At 74.4% G+C, this 18511-nt stretch carries 19 protein-coding genes; 8 read left to right on the top strand and 11 right to left on the bottom strand.

The genetic code is table 11. The features are described from left to right. Nucleotides 1-36: 36 nt before the first annotated feature. The 4 genes from Q1A09_RS15920 to Q1A09_RS15905 all read right to left on the bottom strand — a co-directional run bounded on the left by Q1A09_RS15920 (nt 37) and on the right by Q1A09_RS15905 (nt 3478). Nucleotides 37-1377, bottom strand: a complete 1341-nt coding sequence (locus tag Q1A09_RS15920; protein ID WP_299956826.1) for a hemolysin family protein — start codon at nt 1375-1377, stop codon at nt 37-39. Continuing rightward, complete coding sequence (gene ybeY / locus Q1A09_RS15915; protein ID WP_299956823.1) at nt 1374-1871, bottom strand: rRNA maturation RNase YbeY; 498 nt, start codon at nt 1869-1871, stop codon at nt 1374-1376. The genes Q1A09_RS15920 and ybeY overlap by 4 nt, the downstream gene beginning before the upstream one ends. A gap of 2 nt (nt 1872-1873) precedes the next feature. Then, nucleotides 1874-2857 (bottom strand): PhoH family protein, encoded by a 984-nt coding sequence (locus Q1A09_RS15910; RefSeq protein WP_299956953.1) that lies wholly within the window; start codon nt 2855-2857, stop codon nt 1874-1876. Nucleotides 2858-3106: 249 nt separating this feature from the next. Then, nucleotides 3107-3478, bottom strand: a complete 372-nt coding sequence (locus Q1A09_RS15905; RefSeq protein WP_299956820.1) for a histidine triad nucleotide-binding protein — start codon at nt 3476-3478, stop codon at nt 3107-3109. Between the two features lie 174 nt (nt 3479-3652). Between Q1A09_RS15905 and Q1A09_RS15900 the strand changes: the two genes are divergently transcribed. The 4 genes from Q1A09_RS15900 (at nt 3653) to Q1A09_RS15885 (ending at nt 8646) form a co-directional block, all read left to right on the top strand. Next, complete coding sequence (locus tag Q1A09_RS15900) at nt 3653-5212, top strand: GAF domain-containing protein (RefSeq protein ID WP_299956817.1); 1560 nt, start codon at nt 3653-3655, stop codon at nt 5210-5212. A 118-nt stretch (nt 5213-5330) separates the two neighbouring features. Continuing rightward, complete coding sequence (locus tag Q1A09_RS15895) at nt 5331-6302, top strand: putative selenate ABC transporter substrate-binding protein (RefSeq protein ID WP_299956814.1); 972 nt, start codon at nt 5331-5333, stop codon at nt 6300-6302. Next, nucleotides 6299-7045, top strand: a complete 747-nt coding sequence (locus Q1A09_RS15890; protein ID WP_299956950.1) for a phosphonate ABC transporter ATP-binding protein — start codon at nt 6299-6301, stop codon at nt 7043-7045. The genes Q1A09_RS15895 and Q1A09_RS15890 overlap by 4 nt, the downstream gene beginning before the upstream one ends. Next, entirely contained in the window at nt 7042-8646 is a 1605-nt protein-coding gene (locus Q1A09_RS15885; protein WP_299956811.1) for an ABC transporter permease, read from the top strand. Before Q1A09_RS15890 ends, Q1A09_RS15885 begins: the two co-directional genes overlap by 4 nt. Before the next feature lie 78 nt (nt 8647-8724). On the opposite strand, the gene Q1A09_RS15880 is transcribed toward Q1A09_RS15885, so the two are convergent. From Q1A09_RS15880 to hrcA, 3 genes are read right to left on the bottom strand one after another with little or no spacing between them, the layout of a single operon-like run. Beyond that, nucleotides 8725-9477 (bottom strand): 16S rRNA (uracil(1498)-N(3))-methyltransferase, encoded by a 753-nt coding sequence (locus Q1A09_RS15880; RefSeq protein ID WP_299956808.1) that lies wholly within the window; start codon nt 9475-9477, stop codon nt 8725-8727. After that, a complete protein-coding gene (dnaJ, locus tag Q1A09_RS15875; RefSeq protein ID WP_299956804.1) occupies nt 9474-10613 on the bottom strand; it encodes a molecular chaperone DnaJ in 1140 nt (379 codons plus the stop codon). Before dnaJ ends, Q1A09_RS15880 begins: the two co-directional genes overlap by 4 nt. Before the next feature lie 16 nt (nt 10614-10629). After that, the gene (gene hrcA, locus Q1A09_RS15870; RefSeq protein WP_299956802.1) at nt 10630-11652 is read right to left on the bottom strand and encodes a heat-inducible transcriptional repressor HrcA; all 1023 of its coding nucleotides are present in this window, start codon (nt 11650-11652) and stop codon (nt 10630-10632) included. 170 nt (nt 11653-11822) lie between these two features. Here hrcA and Q1A09_RS15865 point away from each other — a divergent pair, with 170 nt between their 5' ends. From Q1A09_RS15865 to Q1A09_RS15855, 3 genes are all read left to right on the top strand, one after another. Continuing rightward, complete coding sequence (locus Q1A09_RS15865) at nt 11823-12068, top strand: hypothetical protein (RefSeq protein ID WP_299956800.1); 246 nt, start codon at nt 11823-11825, stop codon at nt 12066-12068. Then, complete coding sequence (locus Q1A09_RS15860) at nt 12065-12406, top strand: type II toxin-antitoxin system PemK/MazF family toxin (RefSeq protein ID WP_299956795.1); 342 nt, start codon at nt 12065-12067, stop codon at nt 12404-12406. The genes Q1A09_RS15865 and Q1A09_RS15860 overlap by 4 nt, the downstream gene beginning before the upstream one ends. Before the next feature lie 229 nt (nt 12407-12635). Beyond that, nucleotides 12636-12971 (top strand): type II toxin-antitoxin system VapB family antitoxin, encoded by a 336-nt coding sequence (locus Q1A09_RS15855; RefSeq protein WP_299956947.1) that lies wholly within the window; start codon nt 12636-12638, stop codon nt 12969-12971. A gap of 86 nt (nt 12972-13057) precedes the next feature. Here Q1A09_RS15855 and Q1A09_RS15850 read toward each other — a convergent pair whose 3' ends face one another. The 4 genes from Q1A09_RS15850 to Q1A09_RS15835 all read right to left on the bottom strand — a co-directional run bounded on the left by Q1A09_RS15850 (nt 13058) and on the right by Q1A09_RS15835 (nt 16510). Beyond that, entirely contained in the window at nt 13058-13666 is a 609-nt protein-coding gene (locus Q1A09_RS15850) for a response regulator transcription factor (RefSeq protein ID WP_299956792.1), read from the bottom strand. Continuing rightward, nucleotides 13663-14790, bottom strand: a complete 1128-nt coding sequence (locus Q1A09_RS15845) for a sensor histidine kinase (RefSeq protein ID WP_299956789.1) — start codon at nt 14788-14790, stop codon at nt 13663-13665. The genes Q1A09_RS15850 and Q1A09_RS15845 overlap by 4 nt, the downstream gene beginning before the upstream one ends. A gap of 83 nt (nt 14791-14873) precedes the next feature. Further along, nucleotides 14874-15614 (bottom strand): ABC transporter permease, encoded by a 741-nt coding sequence (locus tag Q1A09_RS15840; protein ID WP_299956787.1) that lies wholly within the window; start codon nt 15612-15614, stop codon nt 14874-14876. Beyond that, nucleotides 15611-16510 (bottom strand): ATP-binding cassette domain-containing protein, encoded by a 900-nt coding sequence (locus Q1A09_RS15835; protein WP_299956784.1) that lies wholly within the window; start codon nt 16508-16510, stop codon nt 15611-15613. Before Q1A09_RS15835 ends, Q1A09_RS15840 begins: the two co-directional genes overlap by 4 nt. Before the next feature lie 105 nt (nt 16511-16615). Between Q1A09_RS15835 and recQ the strand changes: the two genes are divergently transcribed. Beyond that, the gene (recQ, locus tag Q1A09_RS15830) at nt 16616-18472 is read left to right on the top strand and encodes a DNA helicase RecQ (protein ID WP_299956781.1); all 1857 of its coding nucleotides are present in this window, start codon (nt 16616-16618) and stop codon (nt 18470-18472) included. Nucleotides 18473-18511: the final 39 nt, after the last annotated feature.

The following is an 18511-nucleotide window of genomic DNA, read 5'->3' as shown; positions in this document are numbered from 1 at the left end:
GAGCTTGCGAGGGGTGGGGGGCGGGAGGGTCCTTCGTCAGCCTTCCACGGTGGCCGGCTCGGGCTCCCGCGCGGGCTCCTCGGCCGTCTCCTCGTCGCCGGGCTCGGGCACCCGGCAGACCAGGATGGTGTCGATCTGGTTGCGTCGTCCGCCGGTGCTCTCGGCGACCAGCCGCAGCCCACCGACCTCGGCCTCGGAGCCCTCGATCGGCACGACGCCCAGCTCGCGGGCCAGCAGGCCGCCGACGGTCTCGACGCCGTCGTCGTCGGGGAGCTCGACCTTGAACAGGTCGGCGAGGTCCTCGACCGGCAGCCGGGCGGTGATCCGGGCCGAGCCGTCCTCGAGCTCCTCGATCGGCGGGCGCTGCACCGTGTCGTGCTCGTCGTCGATCTCGCCGACGATCTCCTCGAGGATGTCCTCGATGGTGACCAGCCCGGCGAAGCCGCCGTACTCGTCGACCACGACGGCCATGTGGGTGCGCGAGGCCTGCATCTCCCGCAGCAGCTCGTCGACCGGCTTGGACTCGGGCACGAAGCTGGCCGGGCGGAGCAGGTCCTCCACCTTCGGCTCGGTGGCCCGGGAGTCCGAGGAACCCTGCGAGCGGCGCACCAGGTCCTTCATGAAGACGACGCCGATGATGTCGTCGACGTTCTCCCCGATCACCGGGAGCCGGCTGAACCCGCTGCGCAGGCAGAGCGCCAGCGCCTGGCGCAGGGTCTTGCCGCGCTCGATCCAGACGACGTCGGGCCGGGGCACCATCACCTCGCGGGCGATCGTGTCGCCCAGCTCGAAGACGCCGTGGATCATGTTCCGCTCGCCGGACTCGACGACCCCGCGCTCCTCGGCCATGTCGACCAGCTCGCGCAGCTCGACCTCACTGCTGAACGGGCCGTCGCGGTAGCCCTTGCCCGGGGTGATCGCGTTGCCGATCAGGATCAGCAGCGTGGCGACCGGGCCGAGCACCCGGCCCAGCAGCCGGATCAGCGGCGCGGCGGCCAGCGCGACCGGGTAGGCGTGCTGCCGGCCGATGGTGCGGGGCCCCACGCCGATGAGCACGTAGCTGACCACGGTCATCACCGCGACGGCGACGAGCACGCCGAGGGTGAAGCCGTCGAGCAGCACGTAGAAGATCAGGGCCACCAGCACGGTGGCCGCGGTCTCGCAGAGGATGCGGAGCAGCAGGAGCAGCGCGACGTGCCGGGCCCGGTCCTCCATGACCAGCACCAGGGCGTCGGCGCGCTTGGCGCCGTCCCGGCGGAGCTCGTCCACCCGCGCCTTGGACAGCCGCTGCAACGCGGCGTCCAGCGCGGCGAAGACCCCGGCGACCAGCACCAGGACGACGGCGATCACCAGCAGGACGATCGACGTCGAGCTCATCGCTGCTCGGGCTCCACCGGCTCGCCCGTCACCGACTCGCGGGGGATGGAGCGCCAGCCCTCGAGCAGCTTGGACTGCAGGCCGAACATCTCCTTCTCCTCGTCGGGCTCCATGTGGTCGTAGCCCAGCAGGTGGAGCACGCCGTGGGTGGCCAGCAGCAGCAGCTCGTCGGCCATCGAGTGGCCGGCGGCCCGGGCCTGCCGGACGGCGACGGCCGGGCAGAGCACGACGTCACCGAGCAGCGCCGGCCCGGGGTCCGGGTCGTCGGGTCGGCCGGTGTCCAGCTCGTCCATCGGGAAGGCGAGCACGTCGGTGGGGCCCTTCTCGCCCATCCACCGCTCGTGCAGGCTGGCCATGTAGTCGACGTCGACGCACAGCACGGAGAGCTCGGCGAGCGGGCTGACCTCCATGGCGTCCAGCACGTACCGGCAGACGCCGGCCAGCGCGCCCTCGTCGACGGAGATCTCGGACTCGTTGGCGACCTCGACGGCCACGCTCAGCTCCCCTGCTGCCGGGTCGGACGGGCGGGCCGGCCGGTGCGGGCCGGTCCGGCGCCCGCGGCGGGCTGCCGGGTGGCGTCCCAGCGCTCGTAGGCGTCGACGATGTCGCCGACCAGCCGGTGCCGGACGACGTCGGTGCTGGTCAGCGTGGAGAAGTGCACGTCGTCGATGCCCTCGAGGATGTCGCGGACGACCCGCAGGCCGCTCTGCGCGCCGCCGGGCAGGTCGACCTGGGTGACGTCACCGGTGACGACCATCTTGGAGCCGAACCCGAGCCGGGTGAGGAACATCTTCATCTGCTCGGCGGTGGTGTTCTGCGCCTCGTCGAGGATGACGAACGCGTCGTTGAGCGTGCGGCCGCGCATGTAGGCCAGCGGGGCGACCTCGATGGTGCCGGCCTGCATGAGGCGAGGGATCGACTCGGGGTCGACCATGTCGTGCAGCGCGTCGTAGAGCGGGCGCAGGTAGGGGTCGATCTTCTCCGACAGCGAGCCGGGCAGGTAGCCCAGCCGCTCGCCGGCCTCCACCGCGGGGCGGGTGAGGATGATCCGGTTCACCTGCTTGGTGGTCAGCGCCTGCACGGCCTTGGCCATCGCCAGGTAGGTCTTGCCGGTACCGGCCGGGCCGATGCCGAAGACCACGCTGTGGGTGTCGATGGCGTCGACGTAGCGCTTCTGGTTCAGCGTCTTGGGCCGGATGGTGCGGCCCCGGCGGCTGATGATGTCGAGGCTGAGCACCTCCGCGGGGCGCTCGGAGCCGCCGGCCCGCAGCATGCCGACGACGCGGCGGACCGAGTCCGGGCGCAGCGCCTGGCCGGTGGCCAGCAGCGCGATCAGCTCGTCGAAGACCCGGACGGCAAAGGCGTTGTCGGCCGGCTGCCCGGTGATCGCGATCTCGTTGCCGCGCACGTGCACGTCGGCGGCGAGCTCGGTCTCGACCAGGCGGAGGAGCTCGTCCCCGGACCCCAGCAGGGCCACCATGGAGACGCTCTCGGGGACGGTGATGGAGGTGCGGACGTCGGCCGGTACGGCCGGGCTGTCCGGGACGCCGGCTGCCGCGGCACGCGCGGAGAGCTCACGGGAGGACGCGATGGTCTCCGGTGCGGCGTCTGGTGAGGTGTCGGGCAAGAACGCTCGACCCTGCCTTCCTGCGACGGGGTTGTGACCTGGGCCAGCGTACCCGCGCGGGCTACCCCGACGCCCCGCTCGACCCGGTGGGGGCGGCGGCGCTCAGCCGGGGGGCCAGCCCAGGCCGCGGCCCCCGAGCACGTGCAGGTGCACGTGGCGCACCGTCTGCCCGGCCTGCGGGCCGCTGTTGGCCACCAGACGCCAGCCCGGCTCGGGGCCGTCGTCGGTGACCAGGCCCTCCTGGCGGGCGACCGCGTGCGCGGCCGCGACCAGCTCGGCGGTCAGCTCCGGATCGGCCTGCGCGAGTTCACCGAGGGTGGCGTGGTGCGCCTTCGGGATCACCAGCACGTGGGTGGGCGCCTGCGGGTTGACGTCCCGGAAGGCCATCGTCCGGTCGGTCTCCCGGACGACGTCCGGCTGGATCTCCCCGGCCACCATCCGGCAGAAGAGGCAGTCGCTCGCGGGCGCGGTCATGCCCCCGACCCTAGGACGGGCGCCGCCACGGCGGCAGACCGGCCAGCAGCGGAACGAGAGAGTCCGGTTGTGCGCCGCAGAGATTGTCCGACTCGACTCAAACACCCGGGGCGGCGTCCGAGGACGGAGAGGAGCGTCGAGGAACCGGCGGCTCCCAGCACCGGAGGAGCGACCATGCGCATCACCTCGTCCCGCCGCACCGCACCGGACCACACCGCGGAGCTGGCCGAGGCCCGGTCCGACGTCACGGCCGTGACCCGCGTGCTGGCCGCACTCGACCGCGCCACCACCGCCGAGGACGTCGCCCGGGTCGCCCTGGACACCGTGCGGGACAGCTTCGGCTGGGCGTACGGCTCCTACTGGCGGATCGCCGCCGAGGACGGCCGGCTGCACTTCGTCGTCGAGTCCGGCGACGCCGGCGAGGAGTTCCGCCAGGTCACCCTGGCCGCTTCCTTCGCCGAGGGCGTCGGGCTGTCCGGCCGGGCCTGGAAGGCGCGCGACCTGGTCTTCGTCCCCGACCTCGGCGAACTGACCGACTGCGTGCGGGCGCCGGCCGCCCAGCGGGCCGGGGTGCGCAGCGGGGTGTGCTTCCCCGTCGTCCGCCGCGGCGCCGTGGTCGGCACGATGGACTTCTTCACCACCGAGACACTGACCCCCTCGGCCGAGCGGCTGGCCGCGCTGCGCGCGGTAGGGCAGCTGGTGTCCCAGGCGTTCGGCCGGGTCGCCGATGCCGAGGACCAGCGCCGGGCGGCCGGTGACGTGGCAGCGATCAACAGCCTGCTCCGCGAGCTGAGCGGGGCCCGCACCGCCGAGGAGACGGTGAGCACGGCCCTGGCCACCATCCGGCGGGAGTTCGACTGGCACTACGGCTCGTACTGGACGCTGGACGACGTGGGCACCGCGCTGACCCTCTCCCTGGAGTCCGGTGAGCTGGGCGCGGAGTTCCAGGCGGTCAGCCGGGAGGCCAGCTTCGCCAAGGGCGTCGGCGTGGCCGGGCGCACCTGGGCCGCCGGCGACCTGGTGTTCGTGGAGGACCTCGGCGAGGTCACCGACTGCGTCCGCGCGCCGGCCGCCCGCAACGCCGGGGTCAAGTCCGGGGTGTGCCTGCCGATCACCGTCGACGGCCGGATCGTCGGCACGATGGACTTCTTCGCCACCCGCACGCTGATCATGAGCGACAGCCGGCGCGACGCGCTGCGCAACACCGCGTTCCTGATCTCCCAGACGGTGCAGCGGCTGGCGGCGGCGGGCCGGGTGGCCGAGGCCGGGCGTGAGCTGGTCGCCTCGATCGACGAGGTGGAGCGCAACGTCGCGGAGGCCACCCGCGTCGCCGGGGACGGGCAGCGCGTCGCCGGCGAGGCGACCGAGTTCGTCGCCGGCCTGGGCCGTTCCAGCGCGGAGATCGACAAGGTGGTCAAGGTGATCACCGGCATCGCCGAGCAGACCAACCTGCTGGCCCTGAACGCGACCATCGAGGCTGCCCGCGCCGGGGAGGCCGGCAAGGGCTTCGCGGTCGTCGCCGGCGAGGTCAAGGAACTGGCCCGGGAGACCGCCCAGGCCACCGAGGACGTCAGCAGCCGGGTCGCGACCATCCAGGGCGACGTGCAGAACGTGGTGGGTGCGCTCGCCTCGATCCGGGAGATCGTCGAGCGGATCAACGAGACCCAGCACCTGATCGGCGGCGTGCTCACCGAGCAGGCGGCGGTGACCCGCAGCATCGTCGACGTGGCCTGACGCGCCGGGCGGGCCCGCCGGGTGGCCGGCCGGCGGGCATGGGCGACGATGAGCCCGTCCCCCGTCGTCCGTCCCTGGAGGTACCCGTGTCCGCTGTCCAGCCCCATCCGAGGACGTAGTGAGCAGCCGTCGCGCCGTCCGGTCGGGTGGCTCACCACAACAGTTCCAGTCCTTCTCGCGCCGTGGCTTCCTCACCGGCGCAGCGGCCACCGCCGCCGCGGCCGTGCTCGCCGCCTGTGGCCGCACCTCCCCCGTGTCGTCGTCCGGGGGGTCGGCCGGTTCGTCGTCCGGCTCGCGGGGCTCGCTGACCATCGGCGCGATCCCCGACCAGGACCCCGAGGTGCTGCAGCGGCTCTACGGCACGGTCGCCGACTCGATGTCCGCCGCACTCGACCTCGACGTCCGCTACACCCCGGTCACCGACTACGGCGCCGCGGTCTCCCTCTTCCGCACCGGTGACCTCGACCTGGTCTGGTTCGGCGGGCTCACCGGCGTGCAGGCCCGGCTGCAGACCCCCGGCGCCGAGCCGATCGCCCAGCGGGACATCGACGAGTCGTTCACCTCGGTGTTCATCGTGAACCCGAGCACCGGGCTCGCCCCCGCCGACGACCTGACCCCGCTGGCCGGCCTGCGGTTCACCTACGGCAGCGAGACCTCGACGTCGGGCCGGCTGATGCCGGCGTACTTCCTCACCGAGCAGGGGGTCGACCCGCAGGGCTTCCCCGGCGGCCCCGGGTTCTCCGGGTCGCACGACGCGACGATCTCGCTGGTCGCCAGCGGCAGCTACCAGGCCGGCGTGCTCAACGAGCAGGTGTGGGCCTCCCGCACCGAGGACGGCACGGTCGACCCGGCCACCGTCGTCCAGTACGCCCGGACGCCGGAGTACCACGACTACCACTGGCTGCTCGGGCCGCAGGCGGTCGAGCGGCTCGGCGACGACCTCCCCGACCGGCTGCTCGACTACTTCACCGGCCTGCCCGCCGGCGACGAGGTGCTGCAGCTGTTCGGGGCCGGGTCGTTCATCCCGACCGAGGCGTCGAACTACACCCAGATCGAGGCGGTCGGCCGCGACCTGGGGCTGATCAGCTGACCGCCGTCCTCCGGCTGGACGGCGTCACGGTCCGCTACGGCGACACCACCGCGCTCACCGGCGTCGACCTCACCGTCGGCGCCGGCGAGCGGGTGGCCCTCGTGGGTGCGTCCGGCGCCGGGAAGTCGACGCTGCTCGGGCTGGCCAACGGCGCGGTGCTGCCCTCGGCCGGGTCGGTGCGGGTGCTCGGCGCGGACCCCGCGGCGCTTCGCGGCCGTGCGCTGCGGGAGCTGCGCGCCCGGGTGGGCACGGTGCACCAGCACCTGGAGCTGGTCGGCCAGCTGCGGGTGGTGCACAACGTCAACGCCGGGCGGCTGTCCAGCTGGCCGGCCTGGCGGTCGGCGTGGTCGCTGGCCCGGCCACAGGGGCTGCCCGAGGTGCTCGACGCGCTGGGCCGGGTCGGGCTGGCCGACCGGGTGTTCGAGCGCACCGAGCGGCTCTCCGGGGGGCAGCGGCAGCGGGTGGCGGTGGCCAGGGTGCTGGTGCAGCGACCGGAGCTGGTGCTCGCCGACGAACCCGCGTCGGCACTGGACCCGCTGCTGGCCGGGCGGACGCTGGAGCTGCTGGCCGGCCTGGCCGCCGACCGCGGTGGCGCGCTGGTGGCCTCGCTGCACGACCCGGTGCTGGCGCTGCGGCACTGCACCCGGGTGGTCGGCCTGGTCGACGGGCGGATCACCCTCGACGCCCCCGCCGCCTCACTGACCGCCGGCGACCTGGCCGACTTCTACGGCGCCCCGCGGTGACCACCGTGCTCGACCGGCCGCCGGCGCTCCGGCGGGTGCGGGCCCGCTGGGGCTGGGGCGTCGGCGCGCTCGCCCTGGTGCTCTGGTCGCTGGCCGGCGCCGGAGCGTTCGCCGGCGAGGTGGTCAACCCGGCCGGGACGGCGCAGTTCGGCCGGTTCGCCGCCGCCGCCCTCTCCCCCGCCCTGGACGGCGACTTCCTGCGGGTGCTGGCCGGCTCGGTGCTGGTCACCGTCGCCTACGCCGCGCTGGGCGCCGCACTGGCCGTGCTGCTCGGTGCGGTCGGTGCGGTCGCGCTGGCTCGCACCACCTGGGGACGACGTCGGCTGGGCTGGACGCTGGCCCGGGGCGCGCTCGCCGTCCCGCGCGGGCTGCACGAGGCGGTGTGGGGGTTGCTGCTGGTCAACCTGCTGGGCCTGGACCCGTGGGTGGGTGTGCTGGCGATCGGCATCCCGTACGGCGCGGTGACCGCCAAGGTGTTCGCCGACCTGCTCGACGAGGTGCCGCGCGGTGCGTACGACGCGCTGCTCGGCGCGGGCGCGGGCCGGGCGACGGCGGCGCTGTACGGGCTGCTGCCCCCGGCGTCCGGCGGGCTGCTGTCGTACTCGTTCTACCGGCTGGAGTGCGCCGTCCGGTCGGCCGTGGTGCTCGGGCTGATCGGCGCCGGCGGGCTGGGCTACCAGCTGTCGCTGTCGTTCAGCTCGCTGCGCTGGGCGCAGGTGTGGTCCTGCGTCTACGCCCTCGCCCTGCTGTGCCTGGCTGCCGACGTGGGTGGCCGGGCGGTGCGCCGGCGGGTGGCGGCACCCCGCGCGTCCGGCGATCGGCTGCGCCGCGACCCGTCGCTGAGCACCGCCGTCGCCGTCGTGCTGGTCGGGGTGGTGTGGTCGTGGTGGTACCTGGCGATCTCCCCGGCCACGCTGGTCAGCGACCGCACCGGTGCGCAGCTGCGCTACGTGCTCTCGGCCGCCTGGCCGCCGGACGTCGACGGTCCGCTGCTGTCCGCGGTGGGGCGGGCCGCGGTCGACACGGTGCAGATGTCGGTGATCGCGATCGCGGTGGCCACGGTCGGCGCGGTGCTGCTGGCCGGGCTGGCCGCCCGCCCCGCGCAGGCCTCGGCCGGACGGCGACTCGTGGGCGCCGTCGTGCGGCTGGGGTTGCTGCTGCTGCGCGCGGTGCCGCCGCCGGTGTGGGCGCTGGTGCTGCTGTTCGTGCTGCTGCCGGGCGTGCTGCCCGGCGCGCTGGCGCTGGGCGTCTACACGCTGGGCGTGCTCGGCCGGCTGGCCGCGGAGGCGACCGAGGAGCTGGACCCCCGGCCGCGGGCCGCGCTGACCGCGCTGGGCGCCGGACCGGTGGGCGGCTGGCTGTACGGGGTGCTGCCGGCCGCGACCGGGCCGGTGCTGGCGTTCGCGCTGTACCGCTGGGAGGTGGCGATCCGGGACACCGTGCTGGTCGGGCTGCTCGGCGCCGGCGGGCTCGGGGCGCTGCTGGCCAGCCGGGTTGCCGCCTTCGACTGGGGCGCGGTGACCACGGTGCTCGCTGCCCTGGTCGTGCTGACCGCCGCGGTCGACCTGCTCAGCGCCCGCGCCCGCGCCGCCCTCCGGTAGCCGAGCCGGTGTTCATCGGATGCGTGCACGCCCAGCCGGCGAGTCCGGCCGTGTCGCTGGCGAGCGACCCGAGTGCGGTCAGGCCCAGCGGGTGCGGGCGGAGAGGGCGGCGAGGGCGGCGGCGCCGGCGGTCGACGTCCGGAGGACCTCGGCGCCCAGGCGCACCGAGTGGGCGCCGGCGGCGCGGAAGGCAACCACCTCACCGTCGGTGAGCCCGCCCTCGGGGCCGACGATGACCGCGACCGTGCCGGTGGCCGGCACGTCCAGCTTGGCAAAGGGCTGGCGGGCCTGCTCGTGCAGCACCAGCGCCAGATCGACGTCGGCGAGCATGCCGCACACCTGGCGGGTGCTCATCGGCTCGGTCACCTCGGGCACCCGCGGCCGGCGGGCCTGCTTGGTGGCCGCGCGGGCGGCCGAGCGCCACTTGGCGAGGCCCTTGTCCACGCGGTCCTCGCGCCACTTGGTGACGCAGCGGGCCGCCGTCCACGGCACGATCCGGTCGACACCGAGCTCGGTGGCCAGGTCGACGGCGAGCGGCCCGCGGTCGCCCTTGGGCAGCGCCTGCACCAGCACGAACTCCGGCTGCGGGGCCGGGACGTCGTGCCGGGCCAGCACCTGCACGTGCAACGCGGACCCCTCGGCGGCGAGCACCGCGCCCTCGACCAGCAGGCCCTGCCCGTCGCTGACCCGCACCCGCTCCCCGGCGGCGAGCCGCAGCACGTCGACGGCGTGCCGGCCCTCGGCGCCGTCCACGGTGAGCACGTCACCGTCGGGCACCTGGTCGAGCAGGAAGAGCGGGGCGCCGTCGGCCTCGGGGGCGGCCGCGGTCATCGGCCGTTGAACGCGTCGCGGACCCGGGTGAACAGGCCGCCGTGGTGGGCGCTGCTGCCCTCGGTGAGGTCCTCGCCGCGCAGCCCGGCCAGCTCGCGCAGCAGCTCCTGCTGGCGGGCGTCGAGCCGGGTGGGGGTCTGCACGTCCAGGTGCACCATCAGGTTGCCGCGGCCGGTGCCGCGCAGCCGCGGGGCGCCGTGCGCGCGCAGGGTGAGCACGCTGCCGGACTGGGTGCCCGGCTTGATCGTCAGGTCCTCGTTGCCGTCGAGGGTCTCCAGCTTCAGCGTGGTGCCCAGCGCGGCGGCGGCCATCGGCAGGGTGACCCGGCAGTGCAGGTCCTCGCCGTCCCGGGTGAAGACGTCGTGCGGGCGCTCGTGCACCTCGACGTAGAGGTCACCGGCGGGTCCACCGCCGCGGCCGACCTCGCCGTAGCCGGCGAGCCGGATCCGCATGCCGTCCTCGACGCCGGCCGGGACCTTGATCGGGATGGTGCGGCGGGCGCGCACCCGGCCGTCGCCACCGCACTGCGCGCAGGGGCTGGGGATGACCTGGCCGGTGGCCTGGCAGGTGGGGCACGGGCGGCTGGCGATGACCTGGCCGAGGAAGGAGCGCTGCACGCTCTGCACCTCACCGCGGCCGTTGCAGGTGGAGCAGGTCTCCGGGTGGGTGCCCGGCGCCGTCCCCGCGCCGGTGCACACGTCGCAGAGCACGGCGGTGTCGACGGTGATGTCGGTCGTCGTCCCGAACACCGTCTCGTGCAGGTCGAGGTCGACCCGGATGAGCGCGTCCTCGCCCTCGCGGGTGCGGCTGCGCGGCCCGCGCGCGCCACCGGCGCCGCCGAAGAAGGCGTCCATGATGTCGCCGAGGCCACCGAAGCCCGCGGCGTTGCCGAACGGGCTGCCGCCGCGACCGCCGCCGGTGTCGTAGGGGTCACCGCCGAGGTCGATGATCCGCCGCTTCTCCGGGTCGGTCAGCGCCTCGTAGGCCCGGCTGACCTCGCCGAACTTCTCCTTCGCACCCGGGTCGGGGTTGACGTCGGGGTGCAGGTCGCGGGCCATCTTGCGGTAGGCGCGCTTGATCTCGGTGTCGCTGGCGCCCTGCGCCAGGCCCAGCACGCCGTAGTAGTCGGTTGCCATTCGGTGGTCTCAGTCCTCAGCTCTCGGCCAGCAGGTGGCCGACGTAGCGGGCCACGGCTCGTACCGCGGCGATGTTCCCTGCGTAGTCCATCCGGGTGGGGCCGACGACGCCGAGGCCGCCGAGGGCCTGGTCACCGGACCCGTAGCCCACGGAGACGAACGACGCGGCGGTCAGCGCCTCGTGCTCGTTCTCCTCACCGATGCTCACCGTCACCGTGCTGGGCCCCACCTCGGCCATCAACCGCAGGACGACCACCTGTTCTTCCAGCGCCTCCAACAGCGGCCGGAAGGTGCCGGGGAAGTCCAGCGCGCTGCCCTGCGCGAGGTTCGCCGTCCCGCCGATGACCAGCCGGTCCTCCGAGGGCTCGACCAGGGTCTCCAGCAGGGTGGCGCTGACCGCGGCCACGAGCGGGCGCAGGTGCGGCGCGGCGCTGTCGACCAGGTCACCGACCTTGTCGCTGGCCTCGCCCAGCTTGGCGCCGGTGAAGGCGGTGTTGAGCAGGGTGCGCAGCTCGGCGACCGTGTCGGCCTCGGTGTCGACCGGCACCTCCACCACCCGCTGCTCGACCCGGCCGGTGTCGGTGATCAGCACCATCAGCAGCCGGGACGTCGACAGCGGCACCAGCTCCAGGTGCCGGACGGCGCTGCGCGACAGCGTCGGGTACTGGACGACGGCGACCTGGCGGGTCAGCTGGGCCAGCAACCGCACGCTGCGGCCCAGCACGTCGTGCAGGTCGACCGCGCCGTCGAGGAACTTCTCGATCGCCTTGCGCTCGGCGGCCGACAGCGGCTTGATCGCGCTGAGCCGGTCGACGAAGAAGCGGTAGCCCTTGTCGGTGGGCACCCGGCCGGCACTGGTGTGCGGCTGGGTGATGTAGCCCTCCTCCTCCAGCACCGCCATGTCGTTACGGATGGTGGCTGGTGAGACGCCCAGGTCGTAGCGGGCGGCCAGGGCCTTGCTCCCCACCGGGTCGTTGGTGGAGACGTAGTCCTGGACGATCGCCCGCAGCACCCGCAGGCGCCGGTCGTCGTGCGCCACGGCTGACACCTCCCGTACCGGATCGACGTGGTCGGCGGTGGCTGCCCAGGGCAGGTGCCTGGCACTCGCGCGGACCGAGTGCCAGCATACGACCGGGCTCAGCGGCCGTCTTCCGGCTCGCGGGCGCGAACCACTGGACGGTCGCGGTATTACCGAGTAATACTCGTCGTGTGAAGACGGCGATCTCCCTGCCCGACGACACCTTCGACCGAGCCTCGCGACGCGCCACCGAGCTGGGCATGAGCCGCTCCGAGTTCTTCGCCACCGCAGCACGCCGCTACCTCGACGAGCTCGACGCCGCATCGCTGACGAGCCAGATCGACGCGGCGCTGGACACCGCGACCGAACCCGACACCTCCAGCAGCGATGCCGTCACCGCCGGACGGCGCCTGCTCGACACCGGCGACGACTGGTGATCGAACGTGGCGCCATCCACTGGGCCGACCTGGGGCCAGCTGCCGGGAGTCGACCGGCCAAGCGCCGCCCCGTGCTGGTCATCCAGGCAGACGCCTACAACGCCAGCCGACTGTCCACGGTCCTCACCGCGGTGATCACATCGAACACGGCACTGGCCGCCATGCCGGGCAACGTGTTCCTCCCCGCCGCCGCCACCGGACTCCCGCGGGACTCCGCCGTGAACGTGACTGCCCTGGCCACCCTCGACCGCGGCGACCTCGACGACGTGGCCGGCCACGTGCCCGCCGCACTCATGCAGGACGTCGACCGGGGACTGCGCCGCGTGCTCGGACTCTGACCCATCCGACCACCGGACCTCCTGACGGCCGCGACCTGGCCGGTCAGCAGCCGCACACCCATCCGTGGCCTTGCACCGCCACGTCCGGACCGCGCGCCGACGAGGGCTCTCGGCCAGCGCCCATGGGATCGATACCGCTGCGGCGGCGTCGGCGACGGGTGGGGAATCCCACTAGGCTGGCTCCGGTCGACGGACCCCACCAGGGGGCCGGGGAGCGGGAGGCTCAGCCCTGATCTTCAAGGCGGTGCGCGACGGACGCCCCTATCCCGACCACGGCTTCTCCACCCGCGACTGGGCGATGATCCCGCCCCGGCAGATCCGGATGGACACCCTCGTCACCACCAAGCGCGAACTGGCCCTCGACGCGCTGCTGGCCGATGACTCGACGTTCTACGGCGACCTGTTCCCGCACGCGGTGCAGTGGCACGGCGAGCTGTACCTGGAGGACGGTCTGCACCGCGCGCTGCGCGCGGCCCTGCAGCAGCGCAACGTCATCCACGTGCGCGTCCTCGACCTGGACGCGCTGATGCCCGCCGAGCAGGCCACCACCGCCGAAGCGCACTGACGGCCCTCTCGCAGCAACCCGACGTCGGCCCCCTCGCAGGGCCCCGGCGCCGAGCGGAGCGATGGGGTGGGGGGGCGGGGGGTCCTTCAGAGCCAGCCCTTCTCCTCGGCGACCCGCGCGGCCTCGACCCGGGTGCGGGCGCCGGTCTTGCCGATCGCCGAGGACAGGTAGTTCCGCACCGTCCCCTCGCTGAGGTACAGCCGGCCAGCGATGTCGGCGACGGTCGCGCCGTCGGCAGCGGCCCGCAGCACGTCGGCCTCCCGCACCGACAGCGGGGTCGCTCCCAGCGCCAGCGCGGCCGCGGCCAGGTCGCGGTCGATCACCCGCTCCCCCGCCATGACCGCGCGGATCGCCGTGGCCAGCTCCGCGACGGGTGAGTCCTTCACCAGGAACCCGGCCGCGCCGACCTCCATCGCCCGGCGCAGGAACCCCGGCCGGCCGAACGTGGTGAGGACGACGGCGCGCACCCCAGGCAGCTCCGTGGCGAGCTCCCGGGCGGCCTCGATGCCGTCCTGGCCGGGCATCTCGATGTCCAGCAGCGCCACGTCGGGTCGGTGTTCGCGGGCGGCGGCCAGCACCAGGTCACCGCGGCCGACCTCGGCGACCACCTCGATGTCGTCCTCCAGGTCCAGCAGGGTGCGCAGTGCCCCGCGCACCATGGCCTGGTCCTCGGCCAGCAGCACCCGGATCGTCATGCGCTCACCCGGCCGGCGGGTGCCTCGGCCGGCAGCAGCGGGACGGTGGCGCGCACCCGGTAGCCGCCGCCGTCCAGCGGGCCGGCCTGGAGCTCACCGCCCAGCGCGGTCACCCGCTCGCGCAGCCCGGCCAGGCCCGACCCCGACGAGCTGCCCAGCACGGTGATCCGCTCCCCCGCTCCCGCGGCGCCGTCGTCGGTCACCGTCAGCACCGCCCGGACGCCGTCCTCGGCGAGGTCGACGGTGACCGTGCCGGCCCGGCTGTGCCGCAGCACGTTGGTGGTCGCCTCGCGCACCACCCAGCCGAGGGCGGCGTCCGCTCCGCCGGGCAGCGCCGGCACCCGGTCGGGCAGCCGCACAGTGATCCCCGCACCGGTCAGCGCCGCCCGCGCCTCGGCCAGCGCCTGCCCGCAGCTGACCTGCCGGTAGCCGCTGACGGCGTCCCGCACCTCGGCCAGCGCCCGCCGGGCGGCCTCCTCGACGTCGGCCATCTCCTGCTGCGCGCGGACCGGGTCCTTCTCGGCCAGCCGGCGGGCCACCTCGCTCTTGAGCGCGATCAGCGACAGCGAGTGGCCGAGCAGGTCGTGCAGGTCGCGGGCGAAGCGCAGCCGCTCCTCGGCGACGGCGTTGCGGGCCAGCTCGTCGCGGGCCTCCTGCAGCTCCCGGTTGACGGTGATCAGGTAGCCGGTGCCGCTGATGCCGAAGGCGGTGAGCAGGCAGATCGGCGGCAGGAAGAACAGCCCCGCGCCGTCGTCGGCGACGAGCACCGCCAGGCAGACCAGCGCCGCGGCGACCACGGCCGGCCACACCCACCGCCATGGCAGCGCGGCGGCGGCCGCGGCCGACACGTAGATCATCAGCCCGGCCCAGTTGGCGCCGAAGCCGACCGCGAGCGCGACGGCGAGTGTGGTCATCACCGCGAAGTCCGGCCGCAGCGCGCGCGGCCGGCCGAGCTGGCCGATCACCCGCAGGTAGACGACGGTGAAAGCGACCAGGCCCAGCGCGCCGACCCAGCGGGCCGCGGTGGGGCGGTCGGTGGTGACCAGGTCGGCGACCGGGAAGTACTGGAACAGCAGCCACGGCACCGCCCAGATCGCCTGACCCCACCAGCTCGACCGGTTCACCGGAGCGACGCTAGCGCCCGTCGGCCCCGCTGCAGGGAGCCCGCCGCGAGCGTGCGAGTGGTGGGGGGCGAGGGCGCCCTTCATCAGCCCGCCACGGCGTGCAGCGGGCGCCGCCGGGCGACGGCCAGCGCCGCCACGGCGAACAGGACGCCGTAGCCGCCCAGCACCGCCACCGGCGCACTGGCCGGCGTCCCACCCGCAATGTCCCGGCCGAGCTCGGCGAACCAGTAGGAGGGCAGGGTGCGCGCCACCGTCGCCATCCCCTCAGGGAACTGCTCGACCGGGAACCACAGCCCGCCCAGCGCGGCGAGCACGGTGCCCAGGATGCCGATCGCCGCGCCCGCGGCCTGGGCCTCCAGCGCCAGCCCGACCGCGACGCCCAGGGCGACGAACACCACCGAGCCGGCCCACAGCGACCCGACCAGCGCCAGCCAGGTGCCCAGACCGAACTGGACGCCGTTGACGAACCGCCCCACCAACGCCACGACGACCAGACTGGGCAGCACCAGCAGCGCACCGACGGCGACGTCGACGGCGAACACCGACCCGCTGGGCACCGGGGTCACCCGTAGCTGCCGCAGCCAGCCGGAGGAGCGGTCGAAGGCGATGCGGATGGTGGCGCCCAGGGCCGCGCCGATCGCGCCGTAGGCGAGCATCGAGACCAGCACCGAACCGGCGACGTCCTGGTAGTCGCCGGGGGCCAGCTGCCCACCGATGACCTTGGTGAAGAAGACGGTGAACAGCGCCGGCAGCAGCACCGTGAAGAACAGGTATTGCTTGTTGCGGCCCACCCGGCGGAGCTGGAAGAGGAGCAGTTCGGTCATCGGAGGGCGCCCATCTCGGTGGTGAGGTGCAGGAAGGCCTGTTCCAGGCTGGCGCCGCGGACCTCCAGGTCGGGCAGCCCGGCGCGGGTGCCCAGCAACGCCCGGAGAGTGGCCTCGGCGTCGGTGGTGGCGAGCTCGACGAGGTCGCCGTCCCCGCCGATCCCGGTCACGCCGGGCAGCGCGGCGAGGCCGTCGCGCGGGCCCGGGCAGCGGAACCGGACGGTGCGCCCGGCGATGCGCGACTTGATCTCCGCCGCCGTCCCGTCGGCCAGCACGCGCCCGCCGGCGACGACCACGACCCGGTCGGCGACCGCGTCGGCCTCGTCGAGGTGGTGGGTGGCGAAGACGACGGTGTGCCCGCGGTCGGCCAGCCCGCGCATCGTCGTCCAGAAGGCCTGCCGGCCCGCGACGTCCATCGCCGAGGTGGGCTCGTCGAGCAGCAGCAGCGGCGGGGCGCCGGCGAGGGCCAGGGCGAGCAGGACCCGCTGCCGCTGGCCGCCGGACAGGGCGTCGACCCCACGGTCGAGCAGCCCGGCGATGCCGGCGGTGGCGGCCAGGTCGTCGAGCGGCCACGGGTCGGCGTGCCGGCGGCGGACCAGCGCCAGCACCTCACCGACGCGGGCCTCGCTGGGCAGGCCGCCGTGCTGCAGCATCGCGCCGACCCCGCCGGCCTGCACCGCCTCGGCAGGGGTGCGGCCGAGCAGCCGGACCTGGCCGGCGGCCGGGCGGAACAGACCGAGCGCGGCGTTGACGATCGAGGACTTGCCGGCGCCGTTGGAGCCGAGCAGGGCGACCGTCTCACCGGCACCGATCCGCAGGTCGAGCGCGTCCACGGCCAGCGTCCCGCCGTAGCGGACGGTCAGTCCGTCGATCTCCAGAACCGGTGTCGAGGGCATGGCACGAGCCTGGCGTTCGACCAGGTGCCGGCGGCAGTGCGAGACGTCGTCCACACCATCTGACGGATGTCAGACGACGGGTCCGCGCCCGCCTACCCTCGCCTCGTGGACGGAACCGAGGCACTCGTGCTCGATGACCGCGCGCGCACCGACCCCGCGCTCGAGGTGCTGGAGCGGGTGTTCGGCTACGACGCCTTCCGCGGCCCGCAGCGCGAGGTAGTCGACCACGTGGTCGCCGGGGGCGACGCCCTGGTGCTCATGCCGACCGGCGGCGGCAAGTCGCTCTGCTACCAGGTCCCGGCGCTGCTGCGCGAGGGCGTGGGCGTCGTCATCTCGCCGCTGATCGCGCTGATGCAGGACCAGGTCGACGCGCTGCGCGCCCTCGGCGTCCGGGCCGGGTTCCTCAACTCCAGCCAGGACCGGGACGAGCGCCGGGCGGTCGAAGAAGCGTTCCTCGCCCAGGAGCTCGACCTCCTCTACGTCGCCCCCGAGTCCCTCGGCGGCGGCTCCTCACCCACCGCGCGGCTGCTGGAGCGCGGCAAGATCGCGCTGTTCGCCATCGACGAGGCGCACTGCGTCGCGCAGTGGGGCCACGACTTCCGGCCCGACTACCTGGCCCTGTCGATGCTGCACGAGCGCTGGCCCGACGTCCCGCGGATCGCGCTGACCGCGACCGCCACCCGGGCCACGCACACCGAGATCAGCACCCGGCTGCAGCTGGACGACGCCCTGCACGTGGTCGCCGGCTTCGACCGGCCGAACATCCAGTACCGGATCGCGCCGAAGAACGAGCCGCGCAAGCAGCTGCTGGACCTGCTGCGCACCGAGCACCCCGGCGATGCCGGCATCGTCTACTGCCTGTCCCGCGCCTCGGTGGAGAAGACCGCGGAGTTCCTGGTCGGCCAGGGCATCGCCGCGCTGCCCTACCACGCCGGCCTGGACCAGCGGCTTCGCGCCAAGAACCAGTCGCGGTTCCTGCGCGAGGACGGGCTGGTGATGGTGGCGACCATCGCGTTCGGCATGGGCATCGACAAGCCCGACGTCCGCTTCGTCGCCCACCTGGACCTGCCCAAGTCGGTGGAGGGCTACTACCAGGAGACCGGCCGCGCCGGCCGGGACGGGCTGCCGTCGACGGCGTGGCTGGCCTACGGGCTCGCCGACGTCGTCCAGCAGCGGAAGATGATCGACTCATCCGAGGGCGACGCCGCCCACCGCCGGGTGCTGTCGGCGCAGCTGGACGCGATGCTGGCGCTCTGCGAGACCGTGGAGTGCCGGCGGGTGCGGCTGCTGGCCCACTTCGGGCAGGAGAGCTCACCCTGCGGCAACTGCGACACCTGCCTGACCCCGCCGGAGTCCTGGGACGCCACCGTGCCGGCGCAGATGCTGCTGTCCACGGTGCTGCGGTTGCAGCGGGAGCGCGGGCAGTCCTTCGGCGCCGGTCAGTCGATCGACATCCTGCTCGGCAAGCGCACCGACAAGGTCGCCCAGCACTCCCACGACGAGCTGACCACCTTCGGCATCGGCACCGACCTGTCCGAGGGCCAGTGGCGCGGCGTCGTGCGGCAGCTGCTGGCCCAGGGGCTGCTGGCGGTGCAGGGCGAGTACGGGACGCTGGCCCTCAACGAGGCCAGCGGGCCGGTGCTCCGCCGGGAGCGCGAGGTGCTGATGCGCCGCGAGCCCGACCGCCCGGCACGCTCCGCGCGGACACCGAAGGGCAACCGGGCTACCGCGCCGGAGCTGCCCGCCTCGGCGGCCGGCGCCTTCGAGCGGCTGCGCGCCTGGCGGGCCGCGACGGCCAAGGAGCAGGGCGTGCCGGCCTACGTGGTCTTCCACGACGCGACGCTGCGGCAGGTCGCCACCGAGGAGCCGGGCGACCTGGCGGCGCTGGGCACGGTCAGCGGCGTCGGCGCGGCCAAGCTCGAGCGCTACGGCGAGTCGCTCCTGGCTGCTCTGCACGCCTAGGCTCTTCGGCCCCGCTGCGGGGGCCCGCCGCGAGCCTGC

This window comes from uncultured Modestobacter sp., from assembly GCF_947486615.1.
Taxonomy (GTDB): domain Bacteria; phylum Actinomycetota; class Actinomycetes; order Mycobacteriales; family Geodermatophilaceae; genus Modestobacter.
The sequence above is the reverse complement of the archived record's forward strand: the minus strand, read 5'-3'. Positions and strand labels throughout refer to the sequence as shown.